The following is a 20,697-nucleotide window of genomic DNA, read 5'->3' as shown; positions in this document are numbered from 1 at the left end:
AATCAGATGTAAACTTTGTGTATTTTTGTTTTGTTGACAGTCTATCGATACTCAGTAGACTGTCAACAAAACAAAAAAGTAACGAAAGGAATACACGTGGAAGTTCGTCATAACTGGACGCATGATGAAGTGCGCGAGCTAATGGAAAAACCATTTATGGATCTTCTATTTGAGGCTCAGCTTGTTCACCGTCAATATCAACAAACCAATCATGTTCAAGTGAGCACTCTGTTATCCATTAAGACAGGGGCGTGCCCTGAAGACTGCAAATACTGTCCGCAAAGCGCCCGGTACACAACCGATATTGAAAAAGAGCGTTTGATGGAGGTTGAGCGTGTACTTGACGCGGCCCAAAAAGCAAAGAATGCTGGATCAACTCGATTCTGTATGGGGGCAGCATGGAAGAACCCGAAAGAACGTGATATGCCACATCTGACGGATATGATCAAAGGCGTTAAAGATATGGGGCTAGAAACCTGTATGACGCTGGGTATGCTAACGCCAGATCAAGCCAAACAGTTGGCGCATGCGGGCTTGGACTACTACAACCATAACCTCGACACTTCACCTGAGTTCTACGGCAATATCATTACTACGCGTACCTACCAAGATCGTCTAGACACGCTTTCTCACGTTCGAGATGCAGGCATGAAGATTTGCTCTGGTGGTATCATCGGAATGGGAGAGAGTGCGAACGATCGTGCAGGTCTGCTGGTTGAACTTGCGAATCTGCCAACTCACCCAGAAAGTGTACCAATCAACATGTTAGTGAAAGTAAAGGGCACGCCACTGGAAAAAGTGGACGATGTTGAGCCGTTTGACTTCATTCGTCTGATAGCGATTGCCCGCATCATGATGCCTCAATCTGCAGTTCGCCTATCCGCAGGCCGTGAGAACATGAACGAACAGATGCAAGCATTGTGCTTTATGGCGGGTGCAAACTCTGTCTTCTACGGTTGTAAACTTCTTACGACACCAAACCCTTCTGAAGATAAAGACATGATGCTGTTTGAAAAACTCGGTATTAACCGTCAAGAGGTGTCCCAAAAACCGGATGAAATCGAAGAAAACGAATTGCTCGACCGCGTCGTAGAGCGTGTGGCGGCTCGTCCGACAAAAGACGATATCTTCTACGATGCCAGCGTTTAAACATCGTATTGCTTCAGCCTTGCTACGCGAAAAGAGCAGGGGTTGAATCGGTCGTTGAATGTCGTGTTTTCAGGTAACCAATCGATTTTGGAACACGATGGCAGGCGTTACATCAATTTCTCAAGCAACGATTATTTAGGCTTAGCCAACGATCAGGCTTTAGTACGCGCCTGGCAGCAAGGTTTAAATGTATACGGCAGTGGAAGTGGCGCCTCACCGATTGTGACAGGCTTTAGTGCTGCACACAGCAACCTTGAAGCTGCACTGACCGAATGGTTGGGTTATGAACGAGCAATCTTGTTTGGCTCTGGATTCAGTGCGAATCAAGCGCTGCTTTTTACGCTGTTAGAGAAATCAGATGTTCTCATCCAGGACCGACTAAACCATGCATCTTTGATGGAAGCTGGTGCATTATCGCCAGCGAAAATGAAACGTTTTAAACACAATGATGTTGAACATCTTAAAACACTTTTATCTGAGAAGTGTAACCATCTAGTCGTGACGGAAGGCGTATTCAGCATGGATGGCGATTGCGCCCCCGTTGCTGATATTTCGGCGGTGACCACGTCGCGTGATGCTTGGTTAGCGGTCGATGATGCACATGGTATTGGTGTGCTTGGGGAGCATGGTGGTGGTTCCTGTATGCACGCGAATATTACCCCCGAGATTTTAGTGGTGACCTTTGGTAAGGCTTTTGGTATGTCTGGCGCTGCTATTCTATGTGATCAAGCGACGGGTGACTTTTTAACTCAATTCGCGCGACACCACGTGTATTCGACGGCTATGCCTCCGGCTCAGGCATACGCGCTCACTCATGCCGTTTCAATGGTTCAAGAACAAAATTGGCGACGTGAAAAGTTGGCAGAGCTAACCGAATACTACCGGGACTGTTTACACGATATAGACGGTTTTATCGATACGGTGACACCAATAAAACCATTTGTTATTGGAGAATCAGAAAACGCAGTGAGCGTGGCGAATGCGTGTCGCCAAAATGGGATTTGGGTAACGGCGATTCGTCCCCCTACTGTGCCAAAAGGCACATCTCGACTGCGACTAACGCTGACCGCAAGTCATAGCAAAACGCAAATTAAAACGCTTTCACTCGTATTGAAGCAAGCATTAGGAACACGGTGATGGAGAGTGCGAAACAGTTGGCATTGACCAGTTCAATTCAAAGTAAGGATGCCATTGCAGCGTCGTTTGGAAAAGCGGCTGAGACGTATGATAAACACGCGGCATTCCAAAGAGATGTTGGTAGGCGTTTATTAGCAAAGTTACCTGATAATTTAACTGGAAAGCGAGTCCTAGATTTAGGATGTGGCACCGGCTACTTTTCCTTGCAACTCAAAGAGCGTGGCGCAGAAGTTGTGTGTGGCGATATTTCTCAAGCGATGTTGGATAAGGCGGTTCAGCGCTGTGGAAAAGAACGAATGCGTTATGTTCTGGCGGATGCAGAGAACTTACCTTTTGACGATGCAAGTTTTGATTATGTGTATTCAAGCTTGGCGCTACAGTGGTGTACGGATTTGAGTTTCCCGCTGAGAGAAATACGTCGAGTGTTAAAAAAAGAAGGGCGTGGGTGCTTTGCTACGCTTGTGGATGGCTCGCTGAATGAACTACGCCAAGCGTGGAAAAAAATTGATGCATATCAACACGTCAATAACTTTATCACCCTCAATCAGGTAAAAATTGCGTTAGCGCAATCACAATGCCATAACCATCAACTAGACTCGACCGCAATTACGGTTTGGTACGATTCTGCATTTTCTGTTATGCGTGACCTCAAAGGTATTGGGGCGAATCACGTAAGCGGACGCTCACAAGGCTTAACAAGCCGCCGAAGTTTGTTGAAAGTCGAGCGTGAGTACCAAGCACATAGAAATAATAAAGGTCTTTTACCTGCAAGTTATCAGGTTTGTTTTGGAGTAATACATCGATGATTGATGCATTTTTTATTGCTGGTACGGATACTGATGTAGGGAAAACAGTTGCGTCTAAAGCTATTTTACAGGCGCTTGCTGAGAAAGGGTTAAATACCATTGGTTATAAGCCTGTGGCCGCTGGAAGCGAAAAGTCGCAAGAGGGTTGGCGTAACTCAGATGCGCTGCATTTACAAAAAGCGGCGACGCTAAAAGTGGCGTATGACGATGTTAACCCATACGCTTTGGAGTTACCGACCTCGCCTCATATTGCTGCAAAGCATGAACATGTCGAAATCAACTACGGCTTATTGAGTGAAAAACTGGCTCAGCACAAAGAGCAGGCAGATACCGTTTTAGTTGAAGGCGCTGGTGGTTGGCGTGTTCCGGTCTCAGACACGGATAGCCTTTCTACTTGGGTGAAACAGGAGCAACTGCCCGTTGTGTTGGTTGTGGGGATTAAACTCGGTTGTTTAAGTCATGCCATGTTAACTGCAGAAATAATCCGTTCTGACGGTTTGAATCTTGTGGGATGGGTGGCAAATCGAGTAAACCCAGGTACCGAGCATTATGCCGAGATCATTCAGATATTGGAAACTCGCTTAGACACACCTAAGTTGGGCGAGATTCCTTATATCCCAAGTGCGAAGCGTGTAAATTTGGGCAAGTACATTAATGTTGAACCACTGCTCAACGCAAAGTAGCGCCTCAGCTTAAACGAAGTACGCGTTGTTCTGAGGAACAAATAAAATAGAAAAAGGCTGCAATTGCAGCCTTTTTTCATACTAAAAGAGTGAGGTGCTTTTAGAGGCGATGTCATTCACCCTTTCTTTATTTATCTTGGCTTAGACCCATCAAGGCTTGCTGAGTTTCAGCAACACGTTTTGACATGTTATCGGTTGAAATACCGAGTTGTTGTTTCGCTTCATCTTCTGAGATTCCAAGATGACAACGCAGTAAATCAATAGCCATTTGATAGTCGTTAGTTTCTACCATGATTATTCCCTCAAGACATGGATGCTGTGTAGTAACCCTTGTTATATTTTCAGCGCTTTGCTTAAACAGTTTACTTAAAATTAAACAGTGCTCTTGAAACAGGTGACGAGAAGCACTTGTTTGAAAGCAGAAGATTAAGCTCATCGTTTAAAACACTTTGAGTTACTCTGTTTTGTTCGTATGCTTGGCAATCTACCATGTTTCATTGTGACGACAATAAGACCAAAGTCTAATCGAGGTATAAGGCGCTGTTTTTCAATGAATTTAAAATATGGGTAATTTGATTAATCATTGAGCTGTGATCTTTACCTCATTAGGTAATCCAGACAACAAATGTTGCAATTTAATACTTAACCTTGTTTTTAACCTATATAAACTATATCTATCGAAGTGGAACCCGTTAAGGTTCGGCTTTTACAACAATAAGCTTCTTTTTTGGGAGAAAGCAATGAAGCGAATCATGTTATTCCTCGTCACTAACCTAGCGGTTATGCTAGTGCTTAGTGTTGTTCTCAATATTGTTTATGCTACCACTGGAATGCAACCAGGCAGCTTGTCTGGTTTACTTGTCTTAGCTGCGGTATTTGGCTTTGGCGGGGCTCTGATTTCCTTAATGATGTCGAAAGGAATGGCGTTGCGTTCGGTTGGTGGTATGGTCATTGAGAACCCACGTAACGAAACTGAACATTGGTTGCTACAAACGGTAAGTCGCCAAGCTCAACAGGCAGGTATCGGAATGCCGACCGTTGCTATTTATGACTCACCGGATATCAATGCGTTTGCAACAGGGGCCAAGCGTAATGACTCTCTAGTAGCAGTATCAACCGGTTTGCTGCACAACATGACCCGAGATGAGGCAGAAGCCGTCCTTGCTCATGAAGTCAGCCATATTTCCAACGGTGACATGGTGACAATGACCTTGATGCAGGGGGTGGTGAATACCTTCGTTATCTTCTTGTCGCGTTTTATCGCCAATATTGTCTCTTCAAACGATGATGAAGAAGGACAAGGTACTAATATGATGGTGTACTTTGGTGTATCGATGGTACTTGAATTGGTGTTTGGTTTCCTGGCCAGCTTTATCACGATGTGGTACAGCCGTCATCGAGAGTTCCACGCTGACGCGGGGGCTGCTCAACTTGTTGGCAAAGAGAAAATGATTGCAGCATTGGAGCGCCTGAAAATGAGCCACGAGTCTCAGCTTGATGGCACGATGATGGCATTTGGGATTAATGGTAAGAAATCGCTGAGCGAGCTACTAATGAGTCACCCGCCATTAGATAAACGCATCGCGGCACTACGCAATCAGCAATTCTAATCAAATAGCTCTCTGAAAAGACTTGGTTTTTACCAAGTCTTTTTTTTTGGTCCACTGATCGCCTAGCAACTTTTATACGTATCAAGGTTTAGAAATAAAGTTATACAAATATTTTTTTGTACAACTAGAAGCGTTTAGTCTATCTTGTACGTATAAATATTTTGTACAAGTTTATTGGATTTGTACACAATTTTTAAGATGTAGGAGCAAAGGAATGGACATACAATCTGTTGGCGATATCTATCAGAAACTCAATAGGTCGAATCTGCACTTGCTCAATGACGTCTATCACCCAGATGTGGTATTTGAAGATGCAGCTCATCGACTTGAGGGATTACCAGAACTCTCCGATTACTTTCAATCATTGTATGCCAACGTAATCAGTTGCGATTTTGACATCCACGATCATCAACAAGTAGGCGATGTAGGTTTTCTTACTTGGACAATGTTTTTACAACATCCAAAGTTGCAAAAAGGGTCACCTATTGCCGTGAATGGCGTTTCCCACCTTAAGTTTTCACAGGGACAGGTTATCTATCATCGTGATTACTTTGATCTCGGTGAAATGCTTTACGAACACTTACCAGTGTTGGGTTCCATTGTTAAAACGATCAAAAAGAGGCTAGGGCAATGAGTCATTCGGTTCTCATTACGGGTGCCACTTCTGGCATAGGCAGGCAGTTAGCTCGTGATTATGCTGACTCAGGTTGGCACGTTATTGCTTGCGGACGGAATCAGTCCGTGCTTTCAGAGCTGGCTTCAGCGTCACCCAATATTGAAACACTGCGGTTCGATGTCACTCAATACGAAGACACCCTACAAGCATTGGCTTCACTTAAGTCTGTTCCAGACACATGGATATTTAACGCGGGTGGCTGTGAATATATGGATGACGGGATTGTTGATGCGAAGTTGATGGCTCGCATCATGGATGTCAACGTGATCGGTGTCGCCAACTGTATTGAGGCGTGTCAGCAGTACTTTGTGCACGGACATAAAGTCGTCATCGTTGGCTCAATCGCTTCAGAAGTTGCGTTGCCGAGAGCAGAAGCGTATGGCGCATCTAAAGCTGCGGTAAGCTACTTTGCCAGAACGCTTGCCATTGATCTAAAAAAGAAAGGCATCAAAGTCGTGACTGTGTTTCCGGGCTTTGTAGAAACGCCACTCACTGACAAGAATACATTTGAGATGCCGATGATCATCTCAGCTAAGCAAGCTTCTGAGTCGATCAGAAGACAGCTCACCACAAACAAGAGTCATATTTATTTTCCAGCACGGTTTACGGGCATGCTTCGCCTGTTGTCACTATTACCATACGGATGGCAGGCAAAACTCGCTGAGAAGCTCGTTTCTTAAGAAGGACAGATAATGAAAACGTCAGGAAGAAAGAAAATCGCCATAATTGGAACCGGAATATCAGGGCTCACTTGTGGTTACTATCTGCACAAGCAATACGATGTCACACTATTTGAAGCGAATGATTATATTGGTGGTCATACTGCGACCGTCGACGTAAACCTTGATGGGCGAGAGTATGCAATTGATACCGGCTTTATTGTTTACAACGACCGTACCTATCCCAACTTCATTAACATGATGAATGAGATTGGCGTTGAAGGTACGCCTACCGAAATGAGTTTCAGTGTTCGCAATGATAGTAATGGGCTCGAATACAACGGGCATACCGTCACTACACTTTTTGCGCAAAACGAAACTGGTTTAACCCAAGCTTTTACGGTTTTATTTTCGAAATTCTGCGCTTCAATAAGTTGGCAAAGTCGTTTGCGGCACAAGAGCATTCTAGTGTCCAGACGCTGGGTGATTTTCTTGATGAACATGGCTTTAGCCAGTACTTTTCCGACAATTATATCCTCCCTATGGGGGCGGCAATTTGGTCATCGACGTTGGCCGACATGCGTGCTTTTCCGTTGATGTTCTTCCTAAGGTTTTTCCTCAATCATGGCTTGCTTGATGTGACAAACCGACCTCAGTGGTATGTCATCAAAGGTGGCTCGCGCTCATATATTGGACCTTTAACTGCGGGGTATGTCGATAACATTCGTTTGAACAGTCCTGTCAACAAAGTCGTGAGGCATGAACAGGGGGTTGAAGTATATGTGAACCAGCAGTCTGAATGGTTCGATGATGTCATTTTCGCGTGTCATAGTGATCAAGTGTTGATGTTGCTTGATGATGCCAGTGAAGACGAGATCGGTATTCTGGGCAATATGGCGTATCAGGCCAATGAAGTTGTCTTACATACGGATACCCGCTTGCTACCCCAGCGAAAAGCCGCATGGGCATCATGGAACTATCGCTTGGATGGACGCGAAGGTGAACAGCAGCGCCTTCCATCGCTGACGTATAACATGAATATCCTCCAGCATATTGAATCATCAGATACGTTCTGCGTGACACTCAATAGCAGTGAGCAAATTGACGCGAGTAAAATACTCAGAAAATTTACTTATCATCATCCAGTGTTTACCACTGCCTCTATTGCTGCACAGCAAAGAAAAGGGAACATTCAAGGCATTGCCAACACATGGTTTTGTGGGGCCTATTGGTATAACGGTTTCCATGAAGACGGGGTACGAAGTGCGCTTGATGTAGTCAAGGGCATCGCAAACAAATACCAAGAACATACGCATGATGATGTGCTTCAACAAGGCGCGGCGTAGATGGATAGCCTAATGAACAGTCGCTTGTTTGTCGGTAATGTCCGTCATAGACGTTTTACCCCAGTAACTCACGAGTTGAATTACGCTTTGTTTATGCTGGCAATTGACACCGACGAGCTTGAAGAGTTGGAACAACGCGTCTGGGGATTTGGGACACGTTGGTGGCACTGGGCGAGATTTAAACGTAGTGATTACCTTGGAGAAGGCGGTTTGAAAGAAGCGGTTCAAGCCAAAGTAGCTGAGCTGACGGGCACACAATGCACGGGAAAAGTGATTGCTGTTTGTCACTTGCGTTATTTAGGGCTTTATTTTAGCCCAGTTAATTTTTATTACGTCTATAACCAACAGGGTGAATGGATGTATATGCTTGCTGAAGTGAGTAATACACCTTGGAACGAGCGCCATTATTATGTTGTTTCTGCAAACAAAGACGATGAACACGCAGGGTGGGAGCAAGACAAGGCGTTTCACGTATCACCTTTTAATCCGATTGATCAACGTTATCACTGGCGTATTAAGCCTTTGACAGAAAAGTTAAATATCCACCTTGAGTGTCACAAGGATGAAAAGCACTTTGATGCAACGATGACCATGAAAGCGAAAGCGTTTTGTAGTCGAAGTCTTTTACGTTGTTTGATCGGCACACCGATTCAAACAGTAAAAGTAATGGTTGGTATTTACTGGCATGCGCTAAAACTGTGGATAAAAGGTGCACCTTTTTATTCTCACCCCAAATCTTCGGACGTAGAAGAGCACAAAGCCGATAGCCTCAAAACAGATAAGAAAAAATAAAAAGCAAAAGGAGAATTCCGCATGTTAAACACTACTTCTATGCTTTGCCACTTAAACTTACAACCACTCAAAAAGCGGCACGCGGGGTTATTTTTCAATGTCTCCAAAACATGGACGTTGGCTGTTTAACCGTAATTGAGAGTTTTAAAACGGACGCAGCAGAAAGAAGTGAACGGTTCATGTCTTCTAACGGTGAATATCATGGTCAATCTGTTTCCGCAACGATAGAGGTGAAACACCCGGGGTTCTATTCTAGAGTTTTGCAGGGAGGTAGTATCGCTGCTGGTGAAGCTTATATGGATGGCTGGTGGGACAGTCCGGACTTAACTGCGTTGATGAAACTTATGGCTGTTAATATGCGAGCATTGGACCGGCTTGAAGAAAAAGGGAGTTGGCTAACTCGGCTATTATATAAAGTTTCTCATTGGAGTAACCGTAACTCTCAAGAGAACTCGCGTAAGAATATTCACGCGCATTACGATTTAGGCAATGACCTTTATAGAACTTTTCTTGATAAAAATATGCTCTACTCTTCAGCTCTGTATAAGCGAGAAGGTGATTCCTTAGAGCAGGCGCAAATTAATAAAATGCAACGTCTTTGTGAGCAGTTGGAGCTTAAGTCTTCAGACCATGTGATTGAAATAGGGACTGGTTGGGGAGCCATGGCGATTTATATGGCTGAGCAGTATGGTTGTCACGTGACGACGACCACGATATCCGACGAGCAACATGCCTACGCACAGAAGCAGATTGAAGAACGCGGGTTGACCAACAAGATCACTTTACTGAAAGATGATTACCGCGATCTTTCGGGCACTTACGACAAATTAGTTTCCATTGAAATGATTGAAGCGGTTGGGAAAGCGTTTTTGCCTTCTTACATTAAACAATGTGAATCGTTATTGAAACCTGGTGGGTTAATGGCGATTCAAGCCATAACGATTGCCGATCAGCGTTACGAGTACTACAGCAATAATGTTGACTTTATTCAAAAATATATATTCCCAGGCGGTTTTCTACCATCGGTCACGTCACTTGCCCAAGCGACCACCAAGCACAGCGATCTGGTGGTACGGGACTTATTCGACATTGGTTTGGATTATGCGCAAACACTGAATGAATGGCATCGTAGGTTTAATCTCTCTCAATCTGAAGTACGTTCGTTCGGATATGATGAAAGGTTTATAAGAATGTGGCGTTTTTATTTGAGTTATTGCGAAGGTGGTTTTTTAGCACGAACCATCAGTGCCGTACACATGACGTTCCAGCGTCCATAACGGGTTCCCTCTATTCGGGACGACGATGACACTATGTTAAAAATAATCGTAGCATCTACTTGGTTTCAGCTATTTTGGTTTTGCGCTGTTTTAGGGAAAGAAAACTGGCAATGGCTCACGACTATTTTTGTGGCGTTAACGTTTAGCTACTGTCTGACAAGTGAGCGTTACGCGCTGAAGTATATATTGGCCGTAACGCTGACTGGTATCGTTTTGGATACGCTGAATCAATACTTCAATCTGCTCGTTTTTCATTCTGAATGGCTACCTATATGGCTTGCGTACTTATGGTTTGTGTTTGCATGGTATGCCTATCAACTTAAGTCGATTTTGATTCGTTACCCTTTACGTTACGTATCAGTAATAGGAGGCTTAGCTGGTGCTGGTAGCTATTTTGCAGGATATAAACTCGGCGCTGTTGAGCTTGGGTATGGTCACCTTGAGTCACTCGGTTTTTTATTTATCGAGTGGGTGATGGTGATCATCTTGGTGCGAAAGGTATATGAAAATGGAATTCCGGATAAAAGCGTTACGACACATTCTGATTAATTGGTCGCTAGCGGTCATCGCGATGAGTTGCCTTCCAGTTTACGCGCAAAATGTCTCTAACAACGAGGCTAAAGATGCTGCCATGCACAATGACAGTCAGAGGTGGCGTGATTGGAAAACTGTCGGAGAAGCTCAGTTAACCTGGTTCATATTTGATGTTTACTCGTCTCGATTGAAGTCACCCAACGGTCAATACATGGTGAGTGATGATGTCTCTCCACACCCATTCGCCTTAGAGATTCGCTATCAAAGAGACATCAGCAAACAGCAGTTGCTTGAGGTAACGGAAGAGCAGTGGCAAAAGCTGGGTTTTGATCAAGTTAGCCGAAGCAACTGGATATCTGAACTTAACAAGATGTTTGTTGACGTTCGCAAAGGGGATGAACTGACCTATTTAACCGATGGTAAAACGGGGCAGCTTATCTATCGTCAAGCCAACGATGCAACATATTACAAGCGAGGGGTTGTGTCAGATGAGTCGATGAATGACGCATTTTTATCAATTTGGCTATCACCCAGAACAGAATATCCTTTGCTTAGAAAGCAATTAATAGGGCAGGTGAGATAATGAGAGAGTTGCGCAAATTCGTTGTATCGGTTGTTGTTTGTATCACGTTTGTGTTGGGGGGATGCTCCAGTGATATTCAAGATTATCAGACTGCGACACCTAAATTCGATTTATTTGGCTATTTCGATGGAAACGTGAAAGCGTGGGGAATGATTCAGGATTACACCGGCAAGCAAATGCGGCGCTTTGAAGTTGATATATCAGGTACAATTGATGGAAACCAACTGACTCTGGTCGAAGATTTTGTCTTTGATGATGGAGAGCTAGACCAACGCACTTGGATTATCACAAAACGAGAAGATGGCAGTTATCGAGGCGAAGCGGACGATATTATCGGATTGGCAACAGGCAAAGAGATCGGTAATGCTTTGCAATGGCAATATGACTTTGAATTAAATGTGGATGGCTCTAACTACATCGTCTCTTTCGACGATTGGCTATATCGACAAGATGATAAACATCTGTTTAATTTGACCAAAATTAAGAAGTTCGGTGTAGAAGTGGGCACAATTACTCTGTTCTTCCAGAAGCAGACTTAATGTTTTAAATCCAACTATACAAACCAAGAAAAAAGGTTGATGCTTCCACATCAACCTTTATTGTTTTATGACTAAGAAGCTAGCTTCTTAAAGCTTATCAGTTAGCTCGATTGCTTGACCGATGTAGTTTGCAGGTGTCATTTCTTTCAGACGCGCTTTCTCGTGCTCAGGAAGCTCAAGACCATCGATAAATACACGCATTGCTTCACCATCAACACGCTTACCACGAGTTAGCTCTTTTAGCTTCTCGTATGGCTTCTCGATGCCGTAACGACGCATGACCGTTTGTACTGGCTCTGCCAGAACTTCCCAGTTTTTGTCGAGTTCAGCAAGAAGTGCTTCGCGGTTTACTTCGAGTTTGCTAATGCCTTTAAGCGTAGAAGTGTAGGCAATCACTGCGTAGCCAACACCAACACCTAGGTTACGAAGAACCGTTGAGTCAGTGAGGTCACGTTGCCAGCGAGAGATTGGCAGTTTTTGCGCTAGGTGACCGAATACTGCGTTTGCAAGACCCAGGTTACCTTCAGAGTTTTCAAAGTCGATTGGGTTAACTTTGTGCGGCATTGTAGAAGAGCCGATCTCACCAGCAATGGTTTTTTGCTTGAAGTGGCCTAGTGCAATGTAACCCCAAACGTCACGGTCGAAGTCGATTAGGATTGTGTTGAAACGTGCAACCGCGTCGAACAATTCAGCAATGTAATCGTGTGGTTCGATTTGAGTTGTGTATGGGTTCCAAGTCACACCTAGAGATTCAGTAATAAACTCTTCAGAGAACTGATGCCAATCTACTTCAGGGTAAGCTGATAGGTGTGCGTTGTAGTTGCCAACTGCACCGTTGATTTTTGCTAAGAGCTCAACGTTTTCGATCTGCTTGTATTGACGCTCCATACGGTACGCCACGTTAGCCATCTCTTTACCCATAGTAGATGGAGAAGCTGGTTGGCCGTGTGTACGAGACAGAAGGGGAATGTCACGGTATTCAACCGCAAGGGCTTTAATCGCGTCGATTAGGTTGCGAATTTCTGGAAGAATGACCGTTTCACGCGCTTCTTTAAGCATGAGTGCGTGTGAAGTGTTGTTAATGTCTTCAGAAGTACAAGCAAAGTGGAAGAACTCATTTACCGCGTGTAGTTCAGGAACGTCCGCAACTTTTTCTTTTAGGAAGTACTCAACCGCTTTAACGTCGTGGTTAGTTGTACGCTCGATCTCTTTGATTCGGCGCGCATCTTCTTCAGAAAAGTTGGCAGCAAGGTCGTCTAGGAATTGGTTAGCTTCTGCGCTGAATGCTGGCACTTCTACAATTTCAGCGGTAGCGGCTAGCTTTTGTAACCAGCGAACTTCAACGATAGTACGGTATTTTAGTAGACCGTATTCACTGAAAATTTCGCGTAACGCAATCGTCTTACTTCCGTAACGGCCGTCTACTGGTGAAACAGCAGTCAATGCTGACAGTTCCATGATGTTCTCCTGAATTGGGTTTCTAAATTTCGTGAGCGTTATACCAATAACTGTGGCAATTGTCACGAACATTGCGCAAACGTTTGCGCGTGATTTATTTTTATCAAAAAATGAGCTCGCGATAAACGCGAGCTTCTAATAATTTCTTTTACATACGGGCTAACAGAATTTGAGCCTGTTCGACCATTTTTTTGCGTCCGAAAATGAGGTGGCGGCGCTTGCCTCCAACCTGACGCCAAAGTACTGCACAGCGAATACCAGACAAAAGTAGCGCTCGCACTTTGTGCTGGGTTGATGTTTGCTGCAATACGGCTGGTGTACCCGTTACTTGAATACGTGGTCCGATAGGGCTAACCACATCTAAATAGATACTGGCTAGATTGCTGATCATTTGGTCGTCAAGCAAATCAAAGTGCTCAGTTTGGCGCTGTGCCATTTGAATACGATCACCAAGTTGTGACATGGCGTCATTACGTGCCTTCAATTTGCGCTCTAATGCCATCAGGCTAATGATATAACGAGTGAGTTCGCTACCTGATGGCGTACTATCAATGCCTTTTACTAGGCATTCTAGTCCCAGTTTTAGATCCGATTCTCGCCCGAATACGCCAACTGTGTTGGCAGGGTCTGTGCTCAAAATCGCGTTAATGGATGTTTCAAAGGCATCTTGATCACAATGTCCGTTTCGCGCAACTTGTTGCACCAAAGCAACTGCTTGGCAGATGCCAGCAAACGCGATAGTACGGTCATAAAGTGTATTCGCCACGTAATCACTCCTAAGATTGAGAATATTTAATGCGTTGTTCGATGATGCCGCCACCTAGGCACACGTCGTCTTTGTAAAACACTGCAGATTGACCAGGTGTCACTGCTATTTGTGGTTCATCAAAGATCACTTTAATGTTCTCATCATCTACAGGGATGATTGTACAAGGAATATCTTGTTGGCGGTAACGAGTTTTTACTGTGCACTTCATAACATCGCGAATTGGCTCACGATCCACCCAGTGCAGTTGTGAAGCAAATAGGCCTTCTGACTTGAGAAGTGGGTGATCTTTGCCTTGTACAGCAATTAAAACATTACGTTTCAGATCTTTTTCACCGACAAACCACGGTTCTTCATTACCACCACCGCCTTTGCGACCACCGATGTGTAAGCCCTTGCGTTGACCCAATGTGTGGTACATCAGACCTTGATGTTGACCGATAACTTCACCGTCAGGGGTTTCAATGTTACCTGGTTGTGCTGGTAGGTAACGGCTCAAGAAGTCGGTGAATTTACGTTCACCAATAAAACAGATGCCCGTTGAGTCTTTCTTTTTCGCGGTGATTAAATCTTGCTCTTCCGCGATTCGGCGTACTTCTGGTTTTTCCAAATCACCAACCGGGAACAGGCTGCGCGCAACTTGCTCGTGGCTTAATGTATATAGGAAGTAGCTTTGATCTTTGTTGCCGTCTAGGCCACGTAGCATTTGTGGCTTCTCCTGTTTTTCACCAGGTAAAGAGTTCTCTGGGAAAGAGCGGCGCACGTAGTGACCCATCGCAATGTAATCTGCATCCAGTACTTCGTCAGCAAATTCAAGGAATGCTTTAAACTTAATTTCTTTGTTACAAAGAATGTCTGGGTTAGGGGTACGGCCTGCTTTGTACTCAGCAAGGAAATACTCAAATACGTTATCCCAGTATTCTGCAGCAAAGTTAATGGTGTGTAGATGGATGCCAAGTTTGTCACATACTGCTTGAGCATCGGCTAAATCTTCGGCTGCTGTGCAATATTCTTCGTTGTCATCTTCTTCCCAGTTCTTCATGAACAGGCCTTCTACTTGGTAGCCTTGTTGTTTGAGAAGATACGCAGAAACCGATGAATCAACGCCGCCGGACATCCCGACGATGACTTTCTTTTGGCTGTTATCAGACATTACTAAACACCACTAAAATAAACGGGACGCAGATTCTAACAGAAACCACAGACCGGTGACAGATCCGAGACGTAAATCACAATTCGTTTACGTTGCTTTTTTCGCAACAAAATCACGAGGTAACGATTTTGTAAATGTATACTCAAACGACTTCAGTCTGGTTGGGTATAAAGGATATATATGGCATAGTTGCCCAAAATCCAAGAGGAAATACAAAGTGTCAGACGCAAACCAATTTATGCAAGAAGCCGAACTGATTGAAATCATTGAAAATCAATTAGAAGATGGAACCCCATTAAAAGTAAAAGAAACCCTTATGCGTTTAATGATGATGGGTACGCCCCGTGAAGACGCGGTAGCATGATGGCTTGCGCTATGTCGATTGAAATATTCGATATTATGAAAAACGAAGGAGAGTTCAATCTAAAACGTTATAGCGAACATCTGGATCAACTTCCAGAATTGAGCTTTATGGAAGGTGAATAAAGGGGATTGAAGAAAAAAATGCTCTGCAAACGTTTGCTATAATAGCGCTTATTGCCGGGTTTTTATTCGCGGTATAGAATCCGTTTTCCAAATTTTTCCCTTACTCAGACTGACAATATGAAATTTCCTGGACAACGCAAATCGAAGCACTACTTTCCTGTTCATGCTCGTGACCCTTTGGTGAGCCAAGCACAAGAAAGCAAAAAGATGACGCGCACCCACATCATCGGTATTGACCAAACTTTAGTGGATATCGAAGCAAAAGTGACGTCGGATTTGATAGAGAAGTACGGTTTGAGTAAAGGCCACTCGCTAGTTATTGATGATCAGAAAGCAGAAGAACTGTATCAGCAATTAAAGCAAGAGAACCTAATTACCAATGAATACGCCGGCGGTACGATCGGCAATACACTTCACAACTACTCAGTCCTCGCGGATGATCGTTCTACATTGCTTGGTGTCATGAGTCAGGACATAAAAATTGGTAGTTACGGTTACCGTTATTTGTGTAACACATCAAGCCGTATGGATTTGAACTATCTTCAAGGCGTCGATGGTGCCATTGGCCGTTGTTTTGCGTTGATTACTGAGGACGGTGAAAGAACGTTTGCGATTAGCGAAGGGCAAATGAACCAACTTCACCCAGATAGCATTCCTGAGAAAATTTTCAAAAACGCTTCAGCCTTGTTACTGACATCGTACCTTGTGCGTTGTAAAAGTGGTGACCCAATGCCAGAAGCAACCATGAAAGCGATTGAGTATGCGAAAAAGTATGAAGTGCCCGTCGTGCTTACTTTGGGTACCAAGTTCGTTATTCAGGACGATCCTCAATACTGGCAAGATTTTATTCGTGACAACGTGACTGTCGTTGCAATGAACGAAGACGAAGCTGAGGCGTTAACAGGCGAATCCGACCCGTTGGCAGCATCAGATAAAACACTTGAATGGGCTGACTTGGTGTTGTGTACAGCAGGTCCAGTTGGGTTGTTTATGGCGGGTTACACTGAAGACAGTGCTAAACGCGAAACCACGCTGCCATTATTGCCTGGCTCTATTGCTGAGTTCAATCGTTATGAGTTTAGCCGCCCAGCGAAAAAAGAAGCATGTAAAACACCAATAAAAGTGTATTCGCATATTTCACCGTATATGGGTGGGCCAGAAAAAATAAAGAATACCAATGGCGCTGGTGATGCTGCGTTATCGGCGATTCTTCACGACATGGCGGCGAATAAATACCATAAAGAAAATGTGCCAAACTCAAGTAAGCATAATAATGAATATTTAACTTACTCATCGTTTTCTCAAGTGTGTAAATACGCTAACCGAGCAAGCTATGAAGTTCTTGTTCAACATTCACCACGTCTTTCACGCGGACTTCCTGAGCGAGAGGACAGTTTAGAAGAAGCGTATTGGGAACGTTAATTCACCTCAGGCGGTATGAGGTTACAATAAACAAATAAAAAAGGCTCCAGAAGGAGCCTTTTTTATATAACTGACCAATTCACTAATTAGATTAGGAAATCGTCAAGTGATTTACCTGCATCAAGTTGCTCTTGAATTGCAGATGGTGTGCGGCCTTGGCCTGTCCACGTTTTTTCTTGACCATTTGAATCTGTGTACTTGTATTTTGCAGGGCGAGGGGCGCGCTTAGATTTTGTTTTAGTCTTAGTTTCGCCAGACAGTGCATTAATAAGCGCTTCAACGTCGATACCGTCTTGTGCAATTTTCTCTGCAATTTCGGCCAACTTCGCTTCTTGCTCTGCTTGTGCTGCACGCTCAGCTTCTTCAGATTCTCTGCGTTCTTCTACTACAGTAGTAAGTTTATCTAGAGCTTCTTCTAACTGTTCTAGAGTTAGCTCACGAGAAAATGCACGAAGGCTACGGATATTTAGAAGTGTTTTTGTCAGCTCAGACATAACGATTCCTATTAATAGGTGAGTGTTTTTTTGGCGTTATATCGTGACATATTTTGTTACGACAAGATAAAGCCAATTAAAATAGATAAAGTCCTTATATTTAACTTTATCTTTTGCTTATGTGCAAATACTAAATCATGTTTTTGTTTAAATTTGGCCATTTTTTGACGCTATTAATATTAATTAACTATAAAGCAACCAAAGTAGACATAAAAAGTTGTGTTATCTATGCCAAGTAATCTCAAAGTGCTGGCTCAGCGAGAACTTATTCCCTCTTAGGCAAGGCACTGATTTGAAGACATAGTCATTCTACGTAGTGAATCAGTAACGCAGCATAGGACCGAATAAAACTCGTTCTTGGTGAGAACATCTAAAGGTTACTTGGGTATAATACTTCCAAAAATGAAAACAGACGCTTTATTTATGATTTTTTTTGAACGTTGATAGTAATGAATGTATTAACAACACTTTTTGCCGTTATTGTAAGATTTATCTGACGTGCAGTCTGGATAGCGGAGTTGCATAATCTAACAGAGTAACGTTAGAGGACTAGTAGCGAAAATTGTAACTATCTTTTAGTGCATAGAAAATAACTTACTAATCCCCCTATACAAATAAATTATCAGTCGATGTCTAAGGATTGAACTGTTCTGTAGATGAGTATATATATCACAGAGAGTAGGAGGTGGCGGTCGTGTGGTCATTTGTTCGCCTAAATAGGTTTGATATGTTGCATTGGGACTCACGATAAGTACAATGACGCCCACCTGAAGCAACATAGCAGATAATTTGTTGTTAATTTGTGTAATTAACGGTTCATTGTTTGTTATTGCCGTAGAGGCGCAATCTCGAAGAGTAGCTATTATTGGGGTGATGCCAAAGAATAATAGTGAAAGGCGAAGGTTGCCGAAGCACATTGCCCATCAACGCAATTTGCTGGGGTTGTCTCCGAAAGGAACAACACTGCCATAGTGCTATGCCCAAAAAGTCAGAATACAGAGTTTTGATTGGGTTATCTTGGCTTGCATACTTTCAACGACTTGAGGCTCGAACTCAGAGCATCGTTGTTGCCGCGCCTGCAAACCAAGTTAACCTGCCTCAAGCCGATTACTGTTACATTTTTTGGATATATATTTTTAAACTATGGAGCGCTACTGTAGGGTTGGGTGGAGTGTTCACTTCCCTGTCGCTATGTTCAACAGAGCACGCTGTCTTTAAGTATACGGCTTTAAGCAGTGTGGCTTGTCTGCAGTAGATCTCTAGCCAAACTTTGGTTTTTGAAGATCATGAATTTAATCGATTTTTCTACATCTCCTGTTTCGTTATTGCCACCGATAGTTGCACTGACATTAGCGATTCTAACTCGACGTGTACTCATTTCTTTAGGCGTTGGTATTGTGCTAGGCGCGATATTGCTTAACAGCTGGTCTATTGGTGATAGTGCTGGTTATGTTGGCTCGAAAGTTACTTCTGTTTTTATTGAAGATGGTGGCTTAAACACTTGGAATATGAGTATTGTTGGATTCCTTATTCTATTGGGAATGACAACCGCTTTGCTAACGTTATCCGGTGGTACTCGTGCGTTTGCGGAATGGGCACAGTCTCGAGTGAAAAGTAAACGCGGCTCTAAACTTCTTGCGGCCTGTTTAGGTGTGTTCATTTTTGTCGATGATTACTTTAATAGCCTTGCTGTTGGCGCTATCTCTCGTCCGGTGACTGACCGTTTCTATGTCTCTCGTGCCAAGCTCGCCTACATTTTGGACTCAACCGCAGCTCCAATGTGTGTGATCATGCCTGCGTCTAGCTGGGGCGCATACATTATTACTATCATTGGCGGTATTTTGGTTTCTCACGGTATCACTGAGTATTCAGCGCTCGGCGCTTACGTTCGTTTAATTCCGATGAACTTTTACGCCGTGTTCGCTTTGCTGATGGTGTTTGCGGTCGCGTGGTTTGGTTTAGATATTGGTAAGATGCGTGAGCATGAAATCTCAGCCTCGCAAGGTCGGGGCTTTGATCATGACAAAGAAAACGATGCACAAGAAGCGCATGATCTTAATGAAGAGCTGGATATTCGTGAAAGTGAAAAGGGCAAAGTTTCTGATCTTGTACTTCCAATCGTCACGCTCATTGTTGCCACAGTGGCTTCTATGCTTTACACCGGTGGCCAAGCTTTGGCCGCTGATGGTCAATCGTTCGCATTGCTTGGCGCATTTGAGAATACCGATGTCGGTACTTCTCTTATTTACGGTAGTTTATTCGGTCTAGCTGTGGGTTTATTTACTGTTGTTAAACAGGGTATACCGATGAGCGAAATTGGGCGCACACTATGGATTGGTGCAAAATCAATGTTTGGCGCTATTTTGATCCTCGTGTTTGCTTGGACGATAGGTTCTGTAATTGGTGACATGAAAACGGGCTCATATCTATCAACCTTGGCTCAAGGTAATATCAATCCGCATTGGTTACCCGTGATTCTTTTCTTGCTGTCTGGATTAATGGCATTCTCAACCGGTACCTCTTGGGGAACTTTCGGTATCATGCTACCTATCGCAGGTGACATGGCCGGTGCTACAGACGTTGCTCTTATGTTGCCGATGTTGAGCGCAGTATTGGCAGGTTCTGTATTTGGCGACCACTGTTCACCTATTTCAGATACGACGATTTTGTCATCCACCGGTGCTCGCTGTAATCACATCGATCACGTTTCCACCCAGTTGCCGTATGCGCTGTCTGTGGCTTTGGTTTCCTGTATTGGCTTTATTGCTTTGGGTATGACCGCATCAATTGCTATCTCGTTTGCAGCAGCTTCAATCTCGTTTGTTGTGGTATGTACAGTACTCTCATGGATGTCGAGATCAAAGATGGCGTCATACCAGAACGTATAATCTAAATCCGCCACTTAGATAGCCTGAACCATTCAGGTTAACAACGAGTTGTTTTAAAGAGGAAGCTCCGCTAGTAACTAGCGGAGCTTTTTTTTGAATGATGCATCTCATTAATGAGAGGGTGTCTTTTAATTGATAAAGTGGTTAACTAAATAAGGGCGTGAAATAAATTATTGTTTTAAAAAGATTTAAATGGATTTATCAATGTACCACATGGCGGGTATTGATAAGTCCAACGC

General features: G+C 43.7%; 16 protein-coding genes, 5 pseudogenes and 1 riboswitch. Of the genes and pseudogenes, 16 read left to right on the top strand and 5 right to left on the bottom strand.

Features of this window, described 5'->3' with window-relative positions; all coding sequences use genetic code 11:
- Positions 1–96 precede the first annotated feature (96 nt).
- The 4 genes and pseudogenes from bioB (at position 97) to bioD (ending at position 3,775) form a co-directional block, all read left to right on the top strand.
- Positions 97–1,149, top strand: coding sequence for a biotin synthase BioB (gene bioB, locus SU60_RS17255; RefSeq protein WP_041156615.1), 1,053 nt, complete (start codon positions 97–99; stop codon positions 1,147–1,149).
- Positions 1,136–2,286, top strand: a pseudogene (bioF, locus tag SU60_RS17250) (8-amino-7-oxononanoate synthase). Before bioB ends, bioF begins: the two are co-directional and overlap by 14 nt.
- Complete coding sequence (gene bioC / locus SU60_RS17245) at positions 2,286–3,092, top strand: malonyl-ACP O-methyltransferase BioC (RefSeq protein WP_041156614.1); 807 nt, start codon at positions 2,286–2,288, stop codon at positions 3,090–3,092. The pseudogene bioF and the gene bioC overlap by 1 nt, the downstream one beginning before the upstream one ends.
- Positions 3,089–3,775 carry a dethiobiotin synthase gene (gene bioD / locus SU60_RS17240; protein WP_041156613.1) on the top strand — a complete coding sequence of 229 codons (687 nt, stop codon included), beginning with the start codon at positions 3,089–3,091 and terminating at the stop codon, positions 3,773–3,775. The genes bioC and bioD overlap by 4 nt, the downstream gene beginning before the upstream one ends.
- Before the next feature lie 127 nt (positions 3,776–3,902).
- Here the strand turns inward: bioD and SU60_RS21785 are convergent, their stop codons facing one another.
- Positions 3,903–4,067: a hypothetical protein gene (locus tag SU60_RS21785; RefSeq protein WP_128814712.1), complete on the bottom strand. Its 165-nt coding sequence runs from the start codon at positions 4,065–4,067 to the stop codon at positions 3,903–3,905.
- A gap of 448 nt (positions 4,068–4,515) precedes the next feature.
- Between SU60_RS21785 and htpX the strand changes: the two genes are divergently transcribed.
- The 9 genes and pseudogenes from htpX (at position 4,516) to SU60_RS17195 (ending at position 11,791) form a co-directional block, all read left to right on the top strand.
- A complete protein-coding gene (htpX, locus tag SU60_RS17235) occupies positions 4,516–5,385 on the top strand; it encodes a protease HtpX (protein ID WP_041156612.1) in 870 nt (289 codons plus the stop codon).
- A 214-nt stretch (positions 5,386–5,599) separates the two neighbouring features.
- Positions 5,600–6,019, top strand: coding sequence for a nuclear transport factor 2 family protein (locus tag SU60_RS17230; RefSeq protein ID WP_041156611.1), 420 nt, complete (start codon positions 5,600–5,602; stop codon positions 6,017–6,019).
- The gene (locus SU60_RS17225; RefSeq protein ID WP_041156610.1) at positions 6,016–6,741 is read left to right on the top strand and encodes an SDR family oxidoreductase; all 726 of its coding nucleotides are present in this window, start codon (positions 6,016–6,018) and stop codon (positions 6,739–6,741) included. The genes SU60_RS17230 and SU60_RS17225 overlap by 4 nt, the downstream gene beginning before the upstream one ends.
- Before the next feature lie 84 nt (positions 6,742–6,825).
- Positions 6,826–8,066, top strand: a pseudogene (locus SU60_RS22930) (NAD(P)/FAD-dependent oxidoreductase).
- Positions 8,067–8,886, top strand: a pseudogene (locus tag SU60_RS17215) (DUF1365 domain-containing protein). It begins immediately after the preceding pseudogene.
- Positions 8,880–10,135, top strand: a pseudogene (locus tag SU60_RS17210) (class I SAM-dependent methyltransferase). The pseudogenes SU60_RS17215 and SU60_RS17210 overlap by 7 nt, the downstream one beginning before the upstream one ends.
- Positions 10,136–10,168: 33 nt before the next feature.
- Complete coding sequence (locus tag SU60_RS17205) at positions 10,169–10,684, top strand: DUF2878 domain-containing protein (protein ID WP_041156607.1); 516 nt, start codon at positions 10,169–10,171, stop codon at positions 10,682–10,684.
- The gene (locus SU60_RS17200) at positions 10,644–11,252 is read left to right on the top strand and encodes a chalcone isomerase family protein (RefSeq protein ID WP_052481556.1); all 609 of its coding nucleotides are present in this window, start codon (positions 10,644–10,646) and stop codon (positions 11,250–11,252) included. The genes SU60_RS17205 and SU60_RS17200 overlap by 41 nt, the downstream gene beginning before the upstream one ends.
- Positions 11,252–11,791: a DUF3833 domain-containing protein gene (locus SU60_RS17195; protein WP_041156606.1), complete on the top strand. Its 540-nt coding sequence runs from the start codon at positions 11,252–11,254 to the stop codon at positions 11,789–11,791. The genes SU60_RS17200 and SU60_RS17195 overlap by 1 nt, the downstream gene beginning before the upstream one ends.
- Positions 11,792–11,878: 87 nt before the next feature.
- On the opposite strand, the gene purB is transcribed toward SU60_RS17195, so the two are convergent.
- The 3 genes from purB to mnmA all read right to left on the bottom strand — a co-directional run bounded on the left by purB (position 11,879) and on the right by mnmA (position 15,168).
- A complete protein-coding gene (purB, locus tag SU60_RS17190; protein ID WP_041156605.1) occupies positions 11,879–13,249 on the bottom strand; it encodes an adenylosuccinate lyase in 1,371 nt (456 codons plus the stop codon).
- 148 nt (positions 13,250–13,397) lie between these two features.
- A complete protein-coding gene (gene hflD / locus SU60_RS17185; RefSeq protein ID WP_041156604.1) occupies positions 13,398–14,015 on the bottom strand; it encodes a high frequency lysogenization protein HflD in 618 nt (205 codons plus the stop codon).
- Positions 14,016–14,025: 10 nt separating this feature from the next.
- Positions 14,026–15,168 carry a tRNA 2-thiouridine(34) synthase MnmA gene (mnmA, locus tag SU60_RS17180; protein WP_041156603.1) on the bottom strand — a complete coding sequence of 381 codons (1,143 nt, stop codon included), beginning with the start codon at positions 15,166–15,168 and terminating at the stop codon, positions 14,026–14,028.
- Between the two features lie 217 nt (positions 15,169–15,385).
- Here mnmA and SU60_RS17175 point away from each other — a divergent pair.
- Together SU60_RS17175 and SU60_RS17170 are read left to right on the top strand one after the other, a co-directional pair.
- Positions 15,386–15,654: pseudogene (locus SU60_RS17175) on the top strand (hypothetical protein).
- Between the two features lie 117 nt (positions 15,655–15,771).
- On the top strand, positions 15,772–17,076 hold the full coding sequence (locus SU60_RS17170) for an inosine/guanosine kinase (RefSeq protein ID WP_041156602.1): 1,305 nt from the start codon (positions 15,772–15,774) through the stop codon (positions 17,074–17,076).
- A gap of 86 nt (positions 17,077–17,162) precedes the next feature.
- Here the strand turns inward: SU60_RS17170 and SU60_RS17165 are convergent, their stop codons facing one another.
- Positions 17,163–17,570, bottom strand: coding sequence for a DNA-binding protein H-NS (locus SU60_RS17165; protein WP_041156601.1), 408 nt, complete (start codon positions 17,568–17,570; stop codon positions 17,163–17,165).
- Positions 17,571–18,397: 827 nt separating this feature from the next.
- Positions 18,398–18,555: riboswitch (Lysine riboswitch) on the top strand.
- A 301-nt stretch (positions 18,556–18,856) separates the two neighbouring features.
- On the opposite strand from SU60_RS17165, the gene tet(35) reads away from it, so the two are divergent.
- Positions 18,857–20,458, top strand: coding sequence for a tetracycline efflux Na+/H+ antiporter family transporter Tet(35) (tet(35), locus tag SU60_RS17155; RefSeq protein WP_041156599.1), 1,602 nt, complete (start codon positions 18,857–18,859; stop codon positions 20,456–20,458).
- Positions 20,459–20,697: the final 239 nt, after the last annotated feature.

It is taken from the genome of Vibrio mytili (assembly GCF_000830505.1).
Classification (GTDB): Bacteria; Pseudomonadota; Gammaproteobacteria; order Enterobacterales; family Vibrionaceae; genus Vibrio; species Vibrio mytili.
Note: the sequence above shows the minus strand (reverse complement) of the source record. Positions and strands in the feature narration are given on the sequence as shown.

Excerpts from the sequence above, each read along its gene's own strand:
- bioC (WP_041156614.1), top strand. The coding sequence starts at position 2,286 with ATGGAGAGTGCGAAACAGTTGGCATTGACCAGTTCAATTCAAAGTAAG.
- bioD (WP_041156613.1), top strand. The coding sequence starts at position 3,089 with ATGATTGATGCATTTTTTATTGCTGGTACGGATACTGATGTAGGGAAA.
- SU60_RS21785 (WP_128814712.1), bottom strand. The coding sequence starts at position 4,067 with ATGGTAGAAACTAACGACTATCAAATGGCTATTGATTTACTGCGTTGT.
- htpX (WP_041156612.1), top strand. The coding sequence starts at position 4,516 with ATGAAGCGAATCATGTTATTCCTCGTCACTAACCTAGCGGTTATGCTA.
- SU60_RS17230 (WP_041156611.1), top strand. The coding sequence starts at position 5,600 with ATGGACATACAATCTGTTGGCGATATCTATCAGAAACTCAATAGGTCG.
- SU60_RS17225 (WP_041156610.1), top strand. The coding sequence starts at position 6,016 with ATGAGTCATTCGGTTCTCATTACGGGTGCCACTTCTGGCATAGGCAGG.
- SU60_RS17205 (WP_041156607.1), top strand. The coding sequence starts at position 10,169 with ATGTTAAAAATAATCGTAGCATCTACTTGGTTTCAGCTATTTTGGTTT.
- SU60_RS17200 (WP_052481556.1), top strand. The coding sequence starts at position 10,644 with ATGGAATTCCGGATAAAAGCGTTACGACACATTCTGATTAATTGGTCG.
- SU60_RS17195 (WP_041156606.1), top strand. The coding sequence starts at position 11,252 with ATGAGAGAGTTGCGCAAATTCGTTGTATCGGTTGTTGTTTGTATCACG.
- purB (WP_041156605.1), bottom strand. The coding sequence starts at position 13,249 with ATGGAACTGTCAGCATTGACTGCTGTTTCACCAGTAGACGGCCGTTAC.
- mnmA (WP_041156603.1), bottom strand. The coding sequence starts at position 15,168 with ATGTCTGATAACAGCCAAAAGAAAGTCATCGTCGGGATGTCCGGCGGC.
- SU60_RS17170 (WP_041156602.1), top strand. The coding sequence starts at position 15,772 with ATGAAATTTCCTGGACAACGCAAATCGAAGCACTACTTTCCTGTTCAT.
- SU60_RS17165 (WP_041156601.1), bottom strand. The coding sequence starts at position 17,570 with ATGTCTGAGCTGACAAAAACACTTCTAAATATCCGTAGCCTTCGTGCA.